Below are 21,081 nucleotides of genomic sequence, written 5' to 3'. Positions count from 1 at the left end.
CCAATCTACCGAGCAGCCTAAAGCACCATTAAATGAAAGTGTCATATCTGGCACTTCACTACCTGACAGCCTCTTTAAGTGCTTCCGAAGCCTCATGCATGGAAGCTGCTTTCTCCTCATTAAGCTTGTCAATAGGAGCTTTAGATATAAGCTTGCCAAGATGTCCAATCTGAGCCTTAACATTCTTTTTCTTATCCTTCTCCCAGACCTTTTTATTGGCGGCAAGTGCGTTGTTAGCCTCGTTAAGAGTCCGTACAGCATCTTCCCTTATATCAATAAAACTCTGGTATGCTTCATCCTGCTTGCTGTAGACTTCGGCTTCCCAGCGGGCTTTTGCAATCTCTTCTTCGGTCATGTTAGAGCTTGAAGTAATAGTAATGCTCTGTTCCCTTCCGGTACCTAAATCCTTTGCAGATACATTGACAATACCATTAACATCAATGTCAAATGTTACTTCAATCTGTGGGACTCCTGCCATCGCACGCTTAATACCGTTAAGACGGAAGTTGCCAAGCAGTTTATTGTCTCTTGTAACTTTCGTTCACCCTGAAAACCTTGATATCAACGGATGTCTGGAAATTGCCGGCAGTAGTAAATATCTGGCTGTGTCTTGTAGGAATGGTAGTGTTTCTTTCAATAAGCCTGCTTGCAATTCCACCCATAGTCTCAATAGAAAGAGACATTGGAGTTACATCCATAAGTATGATTTCAGAAGCAGCAGAACCGGCCTGAAGCTGGTTTCCAAGCTTGCCACCTTGAACGGCAGCACCAAGGGCTACACATTCATCAGGATTAAGATTTCTTGATGGCTCTTTTCCCATAAGCTGTCTTACCTTATCAGCAACAGCAGGGATTCTTGTAGAACCACCAACCAATAAAACCATATTAATGTCTGTCTTGGAAAGACCTGCATCATGCAGTGCATTCTCAACAGGGGTGATTGTTCTGTCTACAAGGTCAGCTGTAAGCTCATTAAATGTCTGTCTTGATAAAGTGATATCAATGTGGTGCGGTCCGTCCTTAGACATAGCTATAAAAGGAAGATTAATATTAGTTGTCACAGAAGAAGACAGCTCCTTCTTTGCTTTCTCAGCTTCTTCCCTTAAACGCTGCATTGCAGAGGCATCCTTTGAAAGATTGATACCGTCACTTATCTTAAACTGCTCGACAAGATAATTAACTATTCTTTCATCGAAATCATCACCACCTAAGTGATTGTCACCTGAAGTTGCAAGAACTTCAATGACATTATCACCGATATCGATAACAGACACATCAAAAGTTCCACCACCTAAATCATACACAAGAACCTTCTGTGCTGTACCATTGTCAAGTCCGTACGCGAGAGCGGCAGAAGTAGGCTCGTTGATAATTCTTAATATGTTAAGCCCGGCAATCTTACCGGCATCTTTAGTAGCCTGTCTTTGTGCGTCAGTAAAATAGGCAGGCACAGTTACAACAGCGTCTGTCACAGGCTGTCCTAAGAAATCCTCGGCATCCTCCTTTAACTTCATAAGTATAAATGCAGAGATTTCCTGGGGGGTATAATACTTTCCGTCAATCTTCTTGCGATAGTCCGTACCCATGTGTCTCTTGATAGAGAATATAGTTCTGTCAGAGTTGACGGCAGCCTGTCTCTTTGCTGCATCACCAACAATAAGTTCCTTTGATTTCGTAAAGGCTACAACAGAAGGAGTTGTGCGGTAGCCTTCTTTGCTGGTGATGACAGTAGGCGTATCACCTTCAATAACAGCCACACAGCTGTTAGTTGTTCCTAAATCAATTCCTATAACAGTTCCCATAATAAACTCCATTCAATATATTGATACATTTATTTTACCATATAAAATACATTTGACTATTAAGAAAAAAATAAAAATAAGAAAAAATTAATAAATTGGGGTTTTGCTTGATGATATATATTTTTATATGTTAAAATAAATCCTATTGAAAAGATGAGGAGAATATATTATGGCAGGTTCAGTGTTTGGAAATATATTTAAGGTATCAACATGGGGAGAGTCGCATGGAGAGGGACTTGGAGTTGTAATTGACGGGTGTCCTGCAGGTCTGTCTCTTTGTGAGGAAGATATTCAGGAGCAGCTAGACAGAAGAAAACCAGGTCAGTCAAAGTTTACTACACCAAGAAAGGAAGATGATGAGGTACATATTCTTTCAGGTGTATTTGAAGGCAAGACTACCGGGACTCCAATATCACTTGCAGTATATAATAAGACACAGAGGTCTGCTGACTATTCAGAGATAGCTAATTATTACAGACCGGGACATGCTGATTATACATTTGACGAGAAATTCGGATTCAGGGATTACAGAGGCGGAGGAAGAAGTTCTGGAAGAGAAACTATCGGAAGAGTTGCAGCCGGTGCAATCGCTATGAAGATTCTTAAAGAGCTTGGAATTAATATTACAGCATATGCTAAAGAAATCGGTGGAATTGGCATTGATTATGATAAGTTTGATATAGCTGAAAGAGATAATAACGCATTTAACATGCCTGATAAGGAAGCTGCAGAGAAGGTTAAGGCTTTTGCAGAGAGCAAGATGTCAGTTGGAGATTCAATCGGTGGTGTCATTGAATGCAGGGTTACAGGCATGATGACTGGAATTGGCAATCCTACATTTGAAAAGCTGGATGCTAATCTTGCCAAGGCAATAATGTCAATCGGGGCCGTCAAAGGCTTTGAGATTGGAGACGGGTTTGAAGCGGCTAAAGTTACAGGAAAGTATAATAATGATGAATTCGTAATGAAGGATGGCAGGGTTGGCAAGCTGACTAATCACAGCGGCGGAGTGCTTGGTGGAATAAGTGATGGTGATGAGCTTGTGTTCAGGGCAGCGGTAAAACCGACACCTTCAATTAGTGCTTTGCAGGAAACTGTTAATAAGCAGGGCGAGGATATCGAGGTTTCAATCAAAGGAAGACATGACCCTATGATAGTTCCAAGAGCAGTTGTTGTGGTTGAAGCTATGACAGCACTTACACTTGTTGATCTGATATTTGACAATATGACGGCTAGAATGGACAGAGTTAAAGAGTTTTACAGAAAATAAAAGGAGCAGATATGTATAAAATTTTAAAGACGGATGGCAGGGCAAAAAGAGCAGAGTTCACAACAGTACATGGAACTGTGCAGACACCTGTATTTATGAATGTCGGAACAGTTGCGGCCATTAAAGGCGCAGTTGCGACAACTGATTTACAGCAGATAGGAACGCAGATAGAATTATCTAACACTTACCATCTTCATGTAAGACCGGGAGATAAGATTATTAAGCAGCTTGGAGGACTTCATAAGTTCATGAACTGGGATAAACCGATTCTTACAGATTCAGGTGGATTTCAGGTATTTTCACTTGCAGGACTCCGTAAGATTAAAGAAGAAGGCGTTACTTTCCAGTCACATATTGACGGTCATAAGATATTCATGGGACCAGAGGAAAGTATGCAGATACAGTCTAATCTTGGCTCAACAATTGCAATGGCATTTGACGAATGTGCGCCGGCAAAGGCTGACAGAAAGTATATCCAGAATTCTGTTGACAGAACATACCGCTGGTTAGAGCGTTGCAAGAAAGAGATGGCAAGACTGAACTCACTTCCTGATACGGTTAATCCTGATCAGATGCTTTTTGGTATAGATCAGGGTGGCGTATTTAATGATATAAGAATTGACCACGCCAAGAGAATATCAGAGTTAGATCTTGATGGTTATGCAGTAGGCGGGCTTGCTGTTGGTGAAACACATGAGGAAATGTATGATGTACTTGATAATGTAGTGCCATATCTTCCAAAGGACAAGCCGACATATCTTATGGGAGTGGGAACACCTGCCAATATATTAGAGGCAGTGGACAGAGGAATTGATTTCTTCGACTGTGTATATCCTTCAAGAAACGGTCGCCATGGACATGTGTATACTAAGTTTGGAAAGATTAATCTTTTTAATGCAAAGTATGAGACAGATACAGCACCAATTGAAGAAGGCTGTGGATGTCCATGCTGTCAGAATTACTCAAGAGCATATGTAAGACATCTTCTTAAGGCTAAGGAAATGCTTGGAATGCGTCTTTGTGTTCTTCATAATCTTTACTATTACAACCATCTCATGACAGACATAAGGGCTGCGATTGAAGAAGGAAGATATGCAGGCTTCAAGGAAGAGGCATTATACCAGATGAAGACATATGATAAGCAGTAATGCTGTATGTTTATAAATATTTTGTTAAAAATACATTTTGAGGTAGACAAGCAGCTCTCAATTATGTATTATATGTTAAGTTTGAAAGAGACATTTTTAAGGAGGAGTATCAATGAATATTGCTATCATAGTTTTTTATGTCGTAATTATTGGTGCAATGATGTATTTCATGGCAATCAAGCCACAGAAGAAGGAACAGAAGCGTCAGCAGGAACTTATGGATTCTATGGAAATCGGTGATTATGTTCTTACAACAAGCGGTTTCTATGGTGTTCTTATCGATATATCAGATGATGATGTAATCGTAGAATTTGGTAACAACAAGAACTGCCGTATCTCAATGCAGAAGAAGGCTATTGCTCAGGTTGAGAAGCCATCAGACAGCACATCAGCAGAATAATTTAATGTAATTAATTTAAGCAGGATTCCTGATTAGACACATTTGTCTGGTCAGGAATCCTTTTTTTATTGAAAATGTTGTGCAAATGTTATATCATATTAAATTGAATTATCATATGAAAAAGGGGTAAAGGTTTATGGAAAGCAGAATAACTTTAATTCCAGGTGATGGAATAGGACCGGAAATCGTCAGAGAAGCTGTGAAAGTGCTTGACAGTGTGGCTGACAAATATGGTCACAAGTTCGATTATACCAGGATTCTTATGGGTGGATGCTCAATTGATGAGTATGGCGTTCCACTTACAGATGAAGCAGTAGCAACAGCTAAAGCATCTGATGCAGTACTTCTTGGAGCAGTTGGTGGCAATGTGGGTAATTCCAAGTGGTATGATGTTGCACCCAATTTAAGACCAGAAGCCGGACTTTTAAAGATTCGTAAGGAATTAGGACTTTTTGCTAATTTACGTCCGGCATATCTTTATGACGAGCTTAAGGCAGCGTGTCCATTAAAGGAAGAAATAATCGGTGATGGATTTGATATGGTTATTATGAGAGAGCTTACAGGCGGCCTTTACTTTGGTGATAGATATACTAAGGAAATTGACGGATTGGAGACAGCTGTTGATACACTTACATACAATGAAGAAGAGATCAGAAGAATTGCAATTAAGGGATTTGAGATTGCGATGAAGAGAAGAAAGAAAGTAACAAGCGTTGATAAGGCAAATGTTCTTGATTCTTCAAGACTCTGGAGAAAGATTGTACATGAGGTTGCAAAGGATTATCCGGAAGTTGAAGTTTCAGATATGCTTGTAGATAACTGTGCTATGCAGCTTGTTATGAATCCCGGACAGTTCGATGTTATTCTTACAGAGAACATGTTTGGAGACATATTATCAGATGAGGCAAGTATGATAACAGGTTCAATCGGAATGTTATCAAGTGCAAGCCTTAATAAGACTAAGTTAGGTCTTTATGAGCCAAGCCATGGTTCAGCACCTGATATTGCAGGAAAGAATGTTGCTAATCCAATTGCTACAATTCTCAGCGCAGCCATGATGTTAAGATACTCACTTGATCTTGACAAGGAAGCAGATGCTATTGAAGCAGCGGTGGCAGCCGTTTTAAAGGAAGGTTACAGAACAACTGATATTATGTCAGAAGGATGCACACTTGTAGGAACTGACAAGATGGGTGACTTAATCGCAGAGAGAGTTTAATACATTTAAATAATACATATATTAAGGAGATAATCTATGATAAGTGATAACGCCAGAAGTGGTATGCAGCAGGCACCTGCACGAAGCCTTTTTAATGCACTTGGCTTCACAGCAGAAGAGATGAAGAAACCTATGATTGGTATTGTAAGCTCTTATAATGAGATAGTACCAGGTCATATGAATATTGATAAGATTGTAAATGCAGTTAAATTAGGAGTTGCTGAGGCAGGCGGTGTGCCTGTAGTATTCCCGGCTATTGCAGTGTGTGATGGTATTGCAATGGGACATGTCGGAATGAAATATTCTTTAGTAACAAGAGATTTAATTGCAGATTCAACAGAGTGTATGGCAATTGCACATCAGTTTGACGGACTTGTAATGGTTCCTAACTGTGATAAGAATGTTCCAGGACTTTTAATGGCAGCAGCAAGACTTAATCTTCCAACTGTATTCGTATCAGGCGGACCAATGCTTGCAGGTCATGTTAAGGGTAAGAAGAGAAGCCTTTCTTCAATGTTTGAGGCTGTTGGTTCATATGCAGCAGGAACAATGACAGAGGAAGATGTACTTGAGTTTGAGGAAAAGGTATGCCCAACATGCGGTTCATGTTCAGGCATGTACACAGCCAATTCAATGAACTGCCTTACAGAGGCACTTGGTATGGGACTTCGCGGCAATGGTACAATTCCAGCCGTATATTCAGAGAGAATCAAGCTTGCAAAGCACGCAGGCATGGCTGTTATGGATATGGTTAATAAGGGAATCACAGCAAGAGATATCATCACTAAGGATTCTATTATGAATGCCCTTACAGTAGATATGGCACTTGGTTGTTCTACTAATTCAATGCTTCACCTTCCGGCTATTGCACATGAGATAGGATTTGATTTCGATATCAAATTTGCTAACCCAATAAGTGAAAAGACTCCTAATCTCTGTCATCTTGCACCAGCAGGTCCAACATACATGGAAGACCTTAACGAAGCCGGCGGTGTATATGCAGTTATGAAAGAGCTTGCAGATATCGGACTTCTTAATACAGATTGTATGACAGTTTCAGGAAAAACAATCGGAGAGTGTATAGCAACAGCATACAACCGTAATCCTGAAGTCATAAGAACAGTTGATAATGCATACAGTAAGACAGGTGGTCTTGCAGTTCTTTCAGGAAATCTTGCACCAGACGGTTCAGTAGTTAAGCGTTCAGCAGTTGTTCCAGAGATGCTTGTACATGAAGGTCCGGCAAGAGTATTTGATTCAGAAGAAGATGCAATTGCTGCTATTAAGGGTGGTAAGATTGTTGAAGGTGATGTTGTTGTTATCCGTTACGAAGGACCTAAGGGCGGCCCTGGTATGAGAGAAATGCTTAATCCTACATCAGCTATTGCAGGTATGGGACTTGGCTCATCAGTTGCTCTTATTACAGATGGACGATTCTCAGGTGCAAGCCGTGGAGCTTCTATTGGTCATGTATCACCAGAGGCTGCTGTTGGCGGACCTATTGCTTTAGTTGAAGAAGGTGATATCATCAGCATTGATATTCCGGGACTTAAACTTGAACTTAAGGTTTCAGATGAAGAGCTTGCTGCAAGAAAGGCTAAGTGGCAGCCAAGAGAACCTAAGGTAACAACAGGATACTTAAAGAGATATGCTTCACTCGTTACATCAGGAAACAGAGGAGCTATTCTTAAAAGTTCAGCAGAAGAGTAATATTTAATATAATTATAAAAAGACATTAAAGAGAAATCAGGAGAAGATAAATGAAGTTAAATGGTTCAGAGATAATTGTTGAATGCTTGAAAGAACAGGGCGTTGATACAATATTTGGATACCCTGGTGGAGCTATTCTTAATGTATATGATGCTCTTTATAAGCATTCAGATGAGATAACTCATATTCTTACATCACATGAGCAGGGTGCATCGCATGCTGCTGATGGATATGCAAGAGCAACAGGTAAGGTTGGTGTATGTTTTGCAACATCAGGTCCTGGAGCGACTAACCTTGTAACAGGTATTGCAACTGCATATATGGATTCAGTTCCTATGGTTGCAATTACATGTAATGTAACAGTTCCTCTTCTTGGAAGAGACAGTTTTCAGGAGATTGATATAGCAGGTGTTACAATGCCAATTACAAAGCACAGCTATATTGTTAAGAATGTAAAGGATCTTGCCAAGACATTAAGAAATGCCTTCAGAATTGCCAAGGAAGGAAGACCGGGTCCTGTATTAGTTGATGTTACTAAGGATGTAACAGCAGCAGAGTGTGAGTACTCACCAAGAGTTCCAAAGCCTGTAGACAGAATTACATCAAGTATTAAGGAAGAAGATATTGACAAGGCTGTGGCACTTATTAAGAAAGCTAAGAAGCCATATGTATTCGTTGGTGGTGGAGCAGTTATATCAGAGGCATCTGATGAACTTAAGAAGTTTGTTGAGAAGGTTGATGCACCGGTATGTGACTCACTTATGGGTAAGGGCGCATTTGACGGATCTAATGAAAGATATACAGGAATGCTTGGTATGCATGGTACTAAGACATCTAACTACGGAGTTTCAGAGTGTGATCTTCTTATCGTGGTTGGTGCAAGATTCTCAGACCGTGTTACTGGAAATACTAAGAAATTCGCTAAGAATGCAAAGATTCTGCAGTTTGATGTTGATGCAGCTGAGATTAACAAAAATGTCAGGACAGATGCACATGTACTCGGAGATGCTAAAGAGATTCTTAAGAGAATCAATGATAAGTTAGATAATCAGGACCACTCAGACTGGATGGAACACATCAAGTCTTACAAGCTTGATTATCCTATGAGATATAACAGAGATATTCTTAACGGACCTCTTATCATGGAGAAGATATACGAGATTACAAATGGCAATGCAATTATTACAACAGATGTTGGACAGCATCAGATGTGGGCTGCACAGCATTATAAGTTCAAAGAGCCAAGAACACTTCTTACATCAGGCGGACTTGGAACTATGGGTTATGGTCTTGGTGCATGTATAGGTGCCAAGGTTGGACGTAAGGATAAGACCGTTGTTAATATTGCAGGTGATGGCTGCTTCCGTATGAATATGAATGAAGTTGCAACAGCAACCAGATATAACATTCCTGTTATTGAAGTTATATTTAATAACCATGTACTTGGTATGGTCAGACAGTGGCAGGATCTTTTCTATGGCAAGAGATATTCAGCTACAGTTCTTGATGATCAGGTGGATTTTGTTAAGGTTTCAGAAGGAATGGGAGCCAAGGCTTACAGTGTTGATACAATAGAGGAGTTTGAGAAAGCATTTAAAGAAGCAATCGAACTCAATATTCCATGTGTTATTGACTGTCATATTGACAGAGAAGACAAGGTATTCCCTATGGTTTCACCGGGGGCTGCAATCTCAGAGGCATTCGACAGAGAAGACCTTAATAACAAGAAATAATTCATATATTGACTTTAATGTGATAAAGGACTAAAATAGTTCTTAATATTTTATATTTTAGGAGGAAGAAAAGGTGAGTAGAGTTTATAACTTTAGCGCTGGTCCAGCTGTTTTACCAGAGGAAGTACTCAAAGAAGCAGCAGATGAAATGTTAGATTACCAGGGAAGCGGTCAGTCGGTAATGGAAATGAGCCACAGATCCAAGGTTTATGACAACATCATCAAAGAGGCAGAGAAGGATTTAAGAGACCTTCTTAACATCCCAGATAACTATAAGGTGTTATTTTTACAGGGTGGTGCATCGCAGTTCTTCGCTGAAGTGCCTATGAACCTTATGAAGAATAAGAAAGCAGGTTATATCCTTACAGGACAGTGGGCTAAGAAAGCATTTGCAGAAGCTAAGATATATGGAGAGGCTGTTGAGCTTGCTTCATCAGCAGACAAGACATTTTCATATATTCCAGACTGCTCAGATCTTGATATTCCAGAGGATCTTGACTATGTATATATCTGTGAGAACAACACAATTTACGGAACAAAGTATAAGACATTACCTAACACTAAGGGTCATATTCTTGTATCAGATGTTTCATCATGCTTCTTATCAGAACCTATGGATGTAACTAAGTACGGCGTTGTATACGGCGGTGTCCAGAAGAACATCGGACCAGCAGGCGTTGTAATTGCTATTATCAGAGAAGACCTTATAACAGATGACGTTCTTCCAGGAACTCCTACAATGCTTAAGTGGAAGACACAGGCAGATGCAGATTCTCTTTATAATACACCACCATGCTACAATATCTATATCTGTGGCAAGGTGTTCAAGTGGATTAAGAAAATGGGTGGACTTTCAGCAATGAAGGAACACAATGAGAAGAAGGCTAAGATTCTTTATGATTTCCTTGATGAGAGCAAGTTATTCATGGGAACAGTTGTTAAGGAAGACCGTTCACTTATGAATGTACCTTTTGTATGCAACATTGAAGATAAAGAAGCTAAGGATGCTATGGAAGCTAAGTTCATTAAGGAAGCTGCAGCTGCAGGATTTGTTAACCTTAAGGGACACAGAACAGTTGGCGGTATGAGAGCATCTATCTACAATGCTATGCCAATCGAAGGTGTAGAGAAGCTTGTTGAATTCATGAAGAAGTTCGAGAAGGAGAATGCATAATGATTAATGTTAATTGTCTTAATAATATAGCAGCCTGCGGATTAAAGCTTTTTTCTGATGAGTATAATACAGAAAGCTCATTTGAAGATGCACAGGCTGTACTTGTAAGAAGTGCCAAGATGCATGATATGGAGCTTAGTGATAATCTTCTTGCAATTGCAAGAGCAGGAGCTGGCGTTAATAATATTCCTCTTGACAAATGTGCAGAGGAAGGTATTGTTGTATTCAACACACCAGGAGCTAATGCTAACGCAGTTAAGGAACAGGTTATTGCAGCTATGCTTTTAGCATCAAGAGATTTAATCGGTGGTAACAAGTGGGTTGCAGATAACGCTGAAGACCCTGATATTGCCAAGGCAACTGAGAAGGCTAAGAAAGCATTTGCAGGACAGGAAATCAAGGGCAAGAAGCTTGGTGTCATCGGTCTTGGAGCAATTGGACAGTTAGTTGCCAATGCAGCTATAGCACTTGGAATGGAAGTATACGGATATGACCCATATGTTTCAGTTAAGGCTGCATGGAATCTTTCAAGTGAAGTTAAGTACATATCTGATGTTAAGGATATCTATAAGGAATGTAACTATATTACAGTTCATGTTCCTGCACTTGACAGCACTAAGGGAATGATTAATAAGGAAGCATTTGACCTTATGCAGGATGGAACAGTAATTATCAACTGTGCAAGAGATGTACTTGTTGATGAAGCTGCTATCGGCGAGGCACTTAAGTCTGGAAGAGTTAAGACTTATGTTTCAGATTTCCCTAACCCAACAACAGCTAAGATGGAAGGAGCAATTGTTCTTCCTCATCTTGGAGCTTCAACAGCAGAAGCTGAAGATAACTGTGCTATTATGGCAGTTAATGAGCTTAGAAACTTTATCGAGAACGGTAATATTGTCAATTCAGTTAATTACCCTAACTGTGATTGCGGAGTATGTGCAACTAAAGGAAGAATTACTGTATGCCACAAGAATGTTCCAGCGGTTATCAGTAAGATAACAACAGTTCTTGGTGCTGCAGGCATCAATATATCATCTATGGCTAACCAGTCAAGAGGTGATTATGCATATTCTCTCTTAGATATTGAAGCATCTGCGCCAGAGGCAGTAGTTGAAGAGCTTTCAGCAATTGAAGGTGTTATCAAGGTAAGAGTTATTAAGTAATCATATGTAATGATAATAATATCAAAGACCAGTCATTTGTTGTAACATTTGGCTGGTCTTTCTTGTATTAAGGTTGTCTGAATGTTAAAATGTATCTAATATATGAAAGTATAGTACTTAAGTTAAATAGTGCGGATGGAGGTTAGTATGGCAGTAATAAGACCATTTGAATGTGTCAGACCGGCTGAGAAAGTGGCAGATAGAGTAGCAGCTCTTCCTTATGATGTGTATGATTCAAAGGAAGCAAGAGCAGAGGTGGAAAGAGAACCATTATCATTTCTTAAGATTGACAGGGCAGAGACCCAGTTTGATGAATCAGTTGATATGTATAGTGAGCAGGTATATAAGAAAGCCCATGATATGCTTATGGAAGCTATAGATGATGGAACATTTATAACAGATAAGGACAAGGCATATTATGTGTATGAGCTTACAATGGATGGAAGGACACAGACAGGAATTGTAGCATGTGCTTCTATTGATGATTATCTTAACAATGTTATTAAGAAGCATGAGAACACAAGAGCTGATAAGGAATTAGACAGAATTAACCATGTTGATACATGCAGTGCCCAGACTGGTCCTATATTCCTGGCATACAGAGCTAATGCAGTAATAAGTGCAGAGGTTGCCAAAGCTAAGCAGGAAAAGCCTGTATACAGTTTTACAGCGGTTGATGGAATAAGACATCAGGTCTGGAAAATAAGCAGTAAAGAATCTGTAGAGGCTATAAAGAACGCATTTGCAGGAATTAACCATATATATATTGCGGACGGACACCACAGGGCAGCTTCCGCTGTAAAGGTAGGTTTACGCAGAAGAGAAGCTAATCCGGGATATACAGGCAATGAAGAGTTCAATTATTTCCTGTCAGTATTATTCCCAGACGAAGAACTTATGATAATGCCATACAACAGGGTAGTAAAGGACCTGAATGGTTTAAGTGAAGAAGAGTTCATGGCAAAGATTAAAGATAAATTCACTGTAAGCGAGAGCAGCACACAGGTTGCACCTTCTAAGAAAGGTGAATTTGGAATGTATCTTGGCAGGAAATGGTACATACTCACAGCCAAAGAAGAAATCTTAAGCAGCGACCCGGTAGACGGCTTGGATGTAGCAGTACTCCAGAACAACGTCTTAGAGCCGCTCTTAGGAATCCACGACCCTAAGACAGATAAGAGAATAGACTTCGTAGGCGGAATCCGCGGCTTAGGCGAGCTTGAGAGAAGATGTGATGAGGATTGCGTTCTTGCTTTTTCAATGTATGCAACTTCTATTGGAGAACTATTTGCAGTAGCGGACGCAGGACTATTAATGCCTCCTAAGTCAACTTGGTTTGAGCCAAAATTAAGAAGCGGATTATTCATACATAGATTCTAAGTAGATATTAATCTGCTTTTTGTAGAAGTGTAGATGTGATGTGTGTATATTTTCGTGTGTGGTCGATTTATGACGAGCTGTGTGGGAGTTAATGCCATTAGATGCATAAGCGCTGTGAATGAAAGCTCGTTCAAGCGAAGCGCGTTTGCTTTCGTTCACAGTAAAAAACTTTGCAGATAACGGCATTTACTCCCACTAAGCGTAGGAATCATGAGACCACACACGAAAATATACGCACATCACCACCACTACACTACAGACATAATATACAGAATTATTCAGCTGGAAGGAGAACATTATGTTACATAATACTATTAATATAGATTTACCATATCAGGAGTTTGGAATAGAACAACAGGGAAATGCAACAATTACTACTTACATCAAAGATGTATTTCCTAATGATCAGGATCCGTTTAAGAGACCTCTTATAGTTATCTGTCCGGGTGGCGGATATAATCATCATTCTCCAAGAGAAGGAGAAGCTATAGCTATTAAGATGCTTGATATGGGGTATAATGCTGTTGTATTAAGATACAGTCTTGCACCTGTTACGTATCCTGCACAGCTTTTTGAGGCAGCCTATACAATGAAGTATGTAAGAGATAATGCAGCAGAATGGGATGTTGATCCTGACAAAATCATTATCGCAGGATTTTCAGCAGGAGGTCATGTTGCCGGACTTCTCGGAACCGGATGGAATTCAAAAAGACTTGATTATCTTCTGGAAAATGTACTTCACTGCAGCCATGAGTATGTTAAGCCTGATGGCATGCTGTTAGGTTATCCTGTAATTACATCAGGAATTGATGCACACAGGGCATCATTTGAGAGAAGTCTTGGGGAAAAATATGATGAGTTTATAGATGAAGTGTCTATAGAAAAGAGAGTGGATAAGGACACACCACCTGCATTCATATGGCATACATGTGAAGATAAGACAGTTCCGCTTGAGAATTCACTACTTATGGTAGAGGCGTTAAGAAAACAGGAGATTCCGTTTGATTATCATGTATATGCTAAAGGTACTCATGGTCTTGGACTTGGCACACGAGAGACTGCGACTAAGAATATGGGACATTATGAACCACAGGTGTCATCATGGACGGAATGCTTTAAACAGTGGATGGGGGTAATGTATGAATAAAAACTTATACGGCCTGATGAACTGGCCGGAGATAGAGGGAATTGTATATGCAGAATGTGACAAGCCAAAGGAGCTGCTTGGTGCGCATGTTACCGGTAAGGGACTGCTTATACAGATAATGCGTCCTGATGCAGTGACAGTTAAGCTGCATATAGATGGCAGAAAAACTGCTGTTAATATGGAAAAGGTTGATGAATCTGGATTCTTTGCAGCACTTGTTTCATCTAAGAAAAAGCTTTCATACACTTATTCAGTGGAAAAGGTTAATGGAGAGGTCACAGAATATACGGACCCATATGCATTTGCAAATGTTACGAAACCGGAAGATTACAAAGCATTTCTTGCAGGAGAAGAGAAAAATGCAGCACATATATTCGGCGCTCATGAAAGAACTGTCAATGGCGTGAAGGGAGTGCTTTTTACTGTATGGGCACCTAAGGCACTCAGCGTAAGTGTTGTCGGAGAGTTTAACAAATACGACGGCAGAGTTCACTTAATGGAAAGAATTGAGGATACAGGAGTATTTGAACTGTTTATTCCGGGACTGACAGCCGGATGCGGATATATGTATGAAATTAAGAGACAGGGTAAAGGGACTACAAGAAAGTTAGACCCTGTATCAAGACAGATATCATCAGTTCCAATTACTGCATCAGTGGTAATTGATGAGAACATGCCTGATTCATATGCATGGAACGATGGGATATGGATGATAAAGCGGAAGAAAGAAGCAGGAAAGAAGAAGCCTGTAACAGTATATGAGGTATCACTTACTGACTGGCTGAAAGAAAAAAGTGCAGATGAGCTTGTGAATTTTGTAAAGCAGGAAGGATATACACATGTATGTTTTATTCCGGTTGCAGAGTATCTTAATGAGGAGATGAATGGATATTCGACATTGGGATATTTTGCGGTGACACACCGAACAGGCGGCAGTGATGCATTTAAAAAGCTGGTTGATGACTTCCATAACGCTGGAATTGGCGTAATAATGGACTGGAATGGTGCTTACTTTGGTACAGAAGCTAAGGGACTGTATGATTTTGACGGGGCAGATGCTTACGGATATCTTAGGCCATCACTAGAGAAGCATCCTGAGTGGGATGTTGTCACATTTGACTACAAGAAAGGCGCTGTAAGAAGTTTTCTTTTATCAAGCATATTAATGTGGCTTAATGATTACCATATTGACGGCATCAGAATTGACGGCGTTGCATCAATGCTTTATCTCGATTATGGTAAGCAGCCGGGCACATGGACACCTAACATGTATGGCGGCAATGAGAATCTTGACGCCATCGAATTTCTTAAGACTATGAACAAATGTATTGTTAAACGTGGCGATGGCTGTTTTACAATAGCAGAAGAATCAAGCGGCTGGTTTGGGGTTACTGCGGCAGATAATGATGACCCTCTTATGTTTACTTATAAGCAGAATAACTGCTGGACTAAGGATTTTCTTGAGTTCATGGGAACTGACCCGCTGTTTAGAAAAGGTGAGTATGATAAGCTGACATATGGAATGCTCTATAATTACGGAGAAGATTTCATGCTCTCGCTCAATCATGATGATTTCAGGCAGAAAGCGTTTGTGGACATGGTGTCAGGCTGTGATGAGAAGGCACATTTGTCAGATATCAAGGCCGCACTTGGATTCATGTATGCACATCCCGGAAGCAAGATGTTTGCAGCAGGACAGGATATAGGACTTGAAAAGTTTATGGCAGAGCTTAATAATTTCTATGCGAAAAATGCGGCTCTATATGAGCTTGACAATGACCCTGATGGATTTATGTGGCTCGAGAATTCTAATCCTGAAGAGACTGTTATTGCAATGCAAAGAACTGACAGCAAGGGTAATAAGCTGGTGATTGCTGTGAATTTTACTCCTGTTAAGAGGGAAAACTACAGACTTCACGTTGATGTGCGTGGAAAATATAAGGAAGTATTTAACAGCGAGTGGAAGAAATTCGGTGGAGACGAAAAGGTTAATGGACAGATTATCAAGTCAGATAATGATGGTGATGATATGGAATATATTGATATTACACTTCCCGGACTTTCATTCGTTATATATAACAGTGAGCCGTATACACAGCTTGAACTCGAGGAGATTGCTGTATTAAAGAGGGCTGCAATTGCAAAGAAGGAAGCAATGAAAAAAGCAGCAGAGGCTGAAATGCTTGAACTTGCTGCAGCAGAGGAAGCAAAGCGGGCGGTTGAAGCAAGAAAACAGGCAGAGAAAGCCTGCATGGAAGCACTTCAGGCTAAGGAAGAAGCTGTAAGAAAGGCTGAAGAAGCAGCCCGTGCAAGTGAAGAGATTGATATAGAGACTAAGAAGAAGTTAGAGCAGCTTAAAAAGAAGATGAAATAATACAAAGGGGGATCAGCTATGGGATTCATAGGACTTGTGGCAGATGCAGCCACAACAATCCAGCAGGAAACGGATGAGATAACCAGATTCTTTTCTATTGCCCATGTTAAGCAGCTTCTCAATGATTTAGGAAACTGGTCAGTTTCACTTATCGGTAAAATTGTTATTGCTGTCTTAATATGGTTTATTGGCAAGAAGATAATCAGGGTGCTTGATAAGCTTGTAAAGAAGATGCTGGATAGAAGCACGCTAGATAAAGGCGTTGTTAATTTTGTGGTATCAGTGCTTAAGTTTGTAATGTATGCAATACTTATCATGATAGTTGTGGATAAGCTGGGATTTCAGACGACATCACTGCTCACACTTTTTGGCTCTGCAGCACTTGCGATTGGTATGTCCCTGCAGGGAAGCCTTTCAAACTTTGCAGGAGGAATTCTTATTCTTATATTCAAGCCTTTTAAGGTTGGTGATTATATTATAGTCGGAACTAATGAAGGAAATGTAAAGTCTATAGAGATTCTTTACACAAGGCTTGTTACTATTGATAACAAAGTAGTAATGCTTCCGAACGGTTCACTTTCTAATTCAAGCATTGTTAATGTAGGCGCAGAGAATACAAGAAGAATTGATATCCAGATAGGAATTGGCTATTCATCAGATATTCCTAAAGCCAAGAAGCTTCTTGAACAGGTTATTAACAGCGAGAAGGGAATACTTAAGGACAAGGATATTCTGGTTGTTGTCAAGAGTCTTGATGAAAGCTGTGTAACACTTGAAACAAGAGCCTGGGTTAATACAGCAGACTACTGGAATGTAAGATTTAACCTGCTTGAAAGATATAAGAATATATTTGATGAGAATGGAATTGAGATTCCGTTCAATCAGATTGATGTACATATGAAGTAGTTTTTTTGAAGGATGCCGCGAAAGTGGCATCCTTTTTTGACTGGACAGGGGGTGTATATATGCTGGGCTGCTGTATAGACGTTAGGCTGCTGTATATGCTGGTTGTTGCATATATGTTGGGGTATTATGCCTGAATGTGGCATATGCTGGCGGGGATAAAAGCATATTTAACTGCAATAGCTGCTTGAAAATATGCCAAAACCTACTAGATATAATGAGAAACGGGATTTAGTAGGTTTATTTTTAGAACTTGTAACATGAGAAATTGTGAAAGACCCACTAAATCATTTATTAGGTGTGATTTAGTGGGCTTTTTTGACGTTATGAGAAAGAAAAACAGGTGATTAGGTACACCTAACAAGCATTGAAGACCTACTATTCTGCAATAAAGTAATGTTTGTGTAGGTTTTTAAGTTGAAATGTGGATAATCATTCGTAGTAATGTGGGGGTTTTGTTAATTACCAGACACTTCAGGTTCACAAAACTACATTTGATAAAAATATTACGACCAGAAGGGAAGATGTAAGACTCGAGCATGGAAGCTATGGAAAGAAGCTTTTGCCGGATGGTAAGTATTTAATGGAAGTTAAGATAAGCGGCGCTGTTCCGCTGTGGTTTACTAAGATAATATCAGGACTTAATGTTTACCCGATATCGTTTTCTAAGTATGGTACTGAATTTAAGCAGTATGTCCTTACGAATTACGAGAGCGAGCAGAAGCAGTTCATAGATGAGTTAAGAGTAAGGAATGGTAATCTCAATATTACAATGGGTACGATGCCAAATTCGGATGGCGGAAACCTTAATTAATATATATATCTTAAGCAAAGGCTGTCCGGGCAAATACACGCCGTCCGGGCGGCCTTTTTACAATTTTTTTACAATATTTTTTATGTTAAATACTTGTATAATTCGCTTATTTATTATATTATAGTCAATATACGAAAGGGCGTGGTAGATATGGTAGATAACAACACTCAATTTTTTAAGACTCAACCAGAGAAGACAATTTCCGTAGAAGGCATACTTGAGCAGGTATATCTTGCTCTTAAAGAGAAGGGGTACAATCCGGTTAACCAGATAGTTGGATATATTATGTCTGGTGATCCAACATATATTACAAGTCACAATAATGCAAGAAGTCTTATTATGAAGGCAGAGAGAGATGAACTTGTAGAAGAAGTTGTAAGATACTTTATAGAAGGTAAAGGCTTATAGTATGAGAATTATAGGCTTAGATGTCGGAACGAAGACTGTGGGAGTTGCCTTAAGTGATCCACTTGGGATAACTGCACAGCCTTTCGAGACGATAACAAGAAAAGATAATAACAAGTTACGAAGAACTTATGCCAGGATAGAGCAGATTATATCTGAGTATGATGTAACTGAAATCGTGGTTGGTTATCCTAAGAACATGGACGATACTATTGGGGAAAGAGCGAAAGCTTGTGAAGAATTTGCAGCAGCACTGGAGAGACGTACAGGATTACCTGTTACACTGTGGGATGAGAGACTTACTACAGTTGAAGCAGATGAAGTCCTTGAAGAATGCGGGGTAAAGCGAGAGAACCGCAAGACGGTTATTGATCAGATTGCCGCTGTTTTTATTTTGCGTGGATATATGGAAGCTAAGCAGAAGAAGTAGAATTTTGGAGGATTTGTTTTTCATGGAAAGGCTTGAATTTATTGACGATAACGGTGAGAAGACACAATTTTATGTGATTGAAGAAACTAGAATTAATGGAATTAATTATCTGCTCGTATCAGAATCAGATGATGAGAATGAAGAATCAGAAGCTTATATTCTTAAGGATACATCTGATGCGGCAAGTGAAGAGGCTGTTTATGAGTTTGTTGAAGAAGACAGTGAGCTTGAAGCGGTGGGCAAGGTGTTTTCTGAGTTAATGGATGATGATGTTGAACTTAAATAAGGTGTGAGCCTTATTCATATTTTATATTTTATTTTTATTATGAGGTGTTTATGAAAAAAGCAGAGAATGCGTCTGTCAAGATTATACCTTTGGGAGGTCTTGAGCAGATAGGAATGAACATTACTGCCATTGAATATGATGACAGTATTGTTGTTGTGGATTGTGGTTTATCTTTCCCAGAGGAAGATATGCTTGGTATTGATCTGGTTATACCGGATGTTACTTATCTTAAGGAGAATCTTGACAAGGTTAAAGGATTCGTTATAACTCATGGACATGAGGATCATATCGGAGCTATTCCTTATGTGCTGAAGGATATTAATGTTCCAATATATGCAACAAAGCTTACTATGGGACTTATTGAGTCAAAGCTTAAGGAACATAATATGTTAAAGGCGGTTAAGAGAAAGGTTGTCAGATATGGACAGTCTGTAACTCTTGGTGATTTCAGGGTTGAGTTCATAAGAACTAACCATAGTATTGCAGATGCAGCAGCACTTGCTATATATTCTCCAGCCGGCATTATTGTTCATACTGGAGATTTTAAGGTTGATTATACACCTGTATATGGTGACCCAATTGATCTTCAGAGATTAGGCGAACTTGGAAAGAAGGGTGTACTTGCACTTATGTGTGACAGTACTAATGCTTTAAGACCTGGTTTTACTATGTCAGAAAGAACTGTTGGTGCTACATTTGAAAAGATATTTAATGATAATAAGAACAGCAGAATAATCATAGCTACATTTGCATCTAATGTTGACAGAGTGCAGCAGATTATTAATTCAGCGGTTAAGTATGGAAGAAAGGTCTGCGTTGAAGGCCGAAGCATGGTTAATATCATTGAGGTTGCAGAGGATCTGGATTACCTTAAGATTCCGGACGGAACTCTTATTGAGACAGACGAGATGAAGAATTATACACCTGAGCAGATTGTTCTTATTACAACCGGTAGTCAGGGTGAGTCTATGGCTGCTCTTTCAAGAATGGCAGCTAACCTTCACAGAAAGGTATCTATCCAGCCGGGCGACTGCGTAGTATTTTCATCAACTCCTATACCTGGTAATGAGAAGTCAGTAGCCAAGGTTATTAATGAGCTTGGTATGAAAGGAGCTAAGGTTATATTCCAGGATACACATGTATCAGGACATGCATGTCAGGAAGAGATTAAGCTTATATATTCTCTTGTTAAGCCTAAGTATTCTATTCCTGTCCATGGCGAATACAGACACCTTGTTGCGCAGAGAGATGTTGTTATGTCACTTGGATACGACAAGGATCATGTTATTATTGCGAAGTCTGGAGATGTACTTGAGCTTAATGATGAGCATGCACAGGTTGTTGACCATGTGCAGACAGGAGCTATTTTTGTTGATGGACTTGGCGTAGGTGATGTAGGAAATATTGTATTAAGAGACAGACAGAACCTTGCAGAGAATGGTATTATTATTGTTGTTCTTACACTTGAGAAATATACTGGACAGCTTATAGCCGGTCCGGATATTGTTACAAGAGGTTTTGTGTATGTAAGAGAGGCTGAAGAGCTTCTTGATGAAGCAAGAGCAATTGTGTCTGATTCAGTAGACAGATGCCTTGATAAGAACATTACTGACTGGAGTAAGATTAAGAATATTATTAAGGACGATTTAAGTGAGTATCTCTGGAAGAAGATTAAGAGAAATCCAGTGATACTTCCAATTATTATGGAAGCTCAGGTTTAATC

General features: G+C 39.6%; 16 protein-coding genes and 2 pseudogenes. 17 read left to right on the top strand and 1 reads right to left on the bottom strand.

The annotated features are described in order from the left end of the window. Nucleotides 1–58: 58 nt before the first annotated feature. A pseudogene (gene dnaK, locus DW963_RS07610) lies at nt 59–1,802 on the bottom strand (molecular chaperone DnaK). A gap of 169 nt (nt 1,803–1,971) precedes the next feature. Between dnaK and aroC the strand changes: the two are divergent. The 17 genes and pseudogenes from aroC to DW963_RS07525 all read left to right on the top strand — a co-directional run bounded on the left by aroC (nt 1,972) and on the right by DW963_RS07525 (nt 21,079). Then, a complete protein-coding gene (gene aroC / locus DW963_RS07605) occupies nt 1,972–3,072 on the top strand; it encodes a chorismate synthase (RefSeq protein ID WP_117914784.1) in 1,101 nt (366 codons plus the stop codon). Between the two features lie 11 nt (nt 3,073–3,083). After that, nucleotides 3,084–4,220: a tRNA guanosine(34) transglycosylase Tgt gene (tgt, locus tag DW963_RS07600; RefSeq protein WP_117914782.1), complete on the top strand. Its 1,137-nt coding sequence runs from the start codon at nt 3,084–3,086 to the stop codon at nt 4,218–4,220. Nucleotides 4,221–4,332: 112 nt separating this feature from the next. After that, complete coding sequence (yajC, locus tag DW963_RS07595; protein ID WP_012739004.1) at nt 4,333–4,620, top strand: preprotein translocase subunit YajC; 288 nt, start codon at nt 4,333–4,335, stop codon at nt 4,618–4,620. 136 nt (nt 4,621–4,756) lie between these two features. Beyond that, nucleotides 4,757–5,839, top strand: a complete 1,083-nt coding sequence (leuB, locus tag DW963_RS07590; protein ID WP_022097842.1) for a 3-isopropylmalate dehydrogenase — start codon at nt 4,757–4,759, stop codon at nt 5,837–5,839. 36 nt (nt 5,840–5,875) lie between these two features. After that, the gene (gene ilvD / locus DW963_RS07585; protein ID WP_022097843.1) at nt 5,876–7,549 is read left to right on the top strand and encodes a dihydroxy-acid dehydratase; all 1,674 of its coding nucleotides are present in this window, start codon (nt 5,876–5,878) and stop codon (nt 7,547–7,549) included. 50 nt (nt 7,550–7,599) lie between these two features. After that, nucleotides 7,600–9,282, top strand: a complete 1,683-nt coding sequence (gene ilvB / locus DW963_RS07580; RefSeq protein ID WP_117914780.1) for a biosynthetic-type acetolactate synthase large subunit — start codon at nt 7,600–7,602, stop codon at nt 9,280–9,282. 73 nt (nt 9,283–9,355) lie between these two features. Next, complete coding sequence (gene serC / locus DW963_RS07575) at nt 9,356–10,456, top strand: 3-phosphoserine/phosphohydroxythreonine transaminase (protein WP_012739008.1); 1,101 nt, start codon at nt 9,356–9,358, stop codon at nt 10,454–10,456. Further along, entirely contained in the window at nt 10,456–11,619 is a 1,164-nt protein-coding gene (locus tag DW963_RS07570; protein ID WP_012739009.1) for a phosphoglycerate dehydrogenase, read from the top strand. The genes serC and DW963_RS07570 overlap by 1 nt, the downstream gene beginning before the upstream one ends. A 147-nt stretch (nt 11,620–11,766) precedes the next feature. Then, nucleotides 11,767–12,999, top strand: coding sequence for a DUF1015 domain-containing protein (locus tag DW963_RS07565; protein ID WP_199669368.1), 1,233 nt, complete (start codon nt 11,767–11,769; stop codon nt 12,997–12,999). 298 nt (nt 13,000–13,297) lie between these two features. Next, nucleotides 13,298–14,146 (top strand): alpha/beta hydrolase, encoded by an 849-nt coding sequence (locus tag DW963_RS07560; RefSeq protein ID WP_117914777.1) that lies wholly within the window; start codon nt 13,298–13,300, stop codon nt 14,144–14,146. Continuing rightward, nucleotides 14,139–16,520: a GlgB N-terminal domain-containing protein gene (locus tag DW963_RS07555; RefSeq protein ID WP_117914775.1), complete on the top strand. Its 2,382-nt coding sequence runs from the start codon at nt 14,139–14,141 to the stop codon at nt 16,518–16,520. The genes DW963_RS07560 and DW963_RS07555 overlap by 8 nt, the downstream gene beginning before the upstream one ends. A gap of 18 nt (nt 16,521–16,538) precedes the next feature. After that, on the top strand, nt 16,539–17,426 hold the full coding sequence (locus DW963_RS07550) for a mechanosensitive ion channel family protein (RefSeq protein WP_117914773.1): 888 nt from the start codon (nt 16,539–16,541) through the stop codon (nt 17,424–17,426). Between the two features lie 496 nt (nt 17,427–17,922). Next, nucleotides 17,923–18,237: pseudogene (locus tag DW963_RS13405) on the top strand (VTC domain-containing protein); the annotation flags it as partial. 150 nt (nt 18,238–18,387) lie between these two features. Next, on the top strand, nt 18,388–18,645 hold the full coding sequence (locus tag DW963_RS07540) for an IreB family regulatory phosphoprotein (RefSeq protein WP_012739017.1): 258 nt from the start codon (nt 18,388–18,390) through the stop codon (nt 18,643–18,645). Between the two features lies 1 nt (nt 18,646). Continuing rightward, nucleotides 18,647–19,072, top strand: coding sequence for a Holliday junction resolvase RuvX (gene ruvX, locus DW963_RS07535; protein WP_117914771.1), 426 nt, complete (start codon nt 18,647–18,649; stop codon nt 19,070–19,072). Nucleotides 19,073–19,094: 22 nt separating this feature from the next. Then, entirely contained in the window at nt 19,095–19,358 is a 264-nt protein-coding gene (locus DW963_RS07530; protein WP_117914769.1) for a DUF1292 domain-containing protein, read from the top strand. Nucleotides 19,359–19,408: 50 nt separating this feature from the next. Next, complete coding sequence (locus DW963_RS07525; RefSeq protein ID WP_117914767.1) at nt 19,409–21,079, top strand: ribonuclease J; 1,671 nt, start codon at nt 19,409–19,411, stop codon at nt 21,077–21,079. Nucleotides 21,080–21,081: the final 2 nt, after the last annotated feature.

Source organism: Eubacterium sp. AM46-8 (assembly GCF_003466705.1).
Classification (GTDB): Bacteria; Bacillota; Clostridia; order Lachnospirales; family Lachnospiraceae; genus Lachnospira.
Note: the sequence above shows the minus strand (reverse complement) of the source record. Positions and strands in the feature narration are given on the sequence as shown.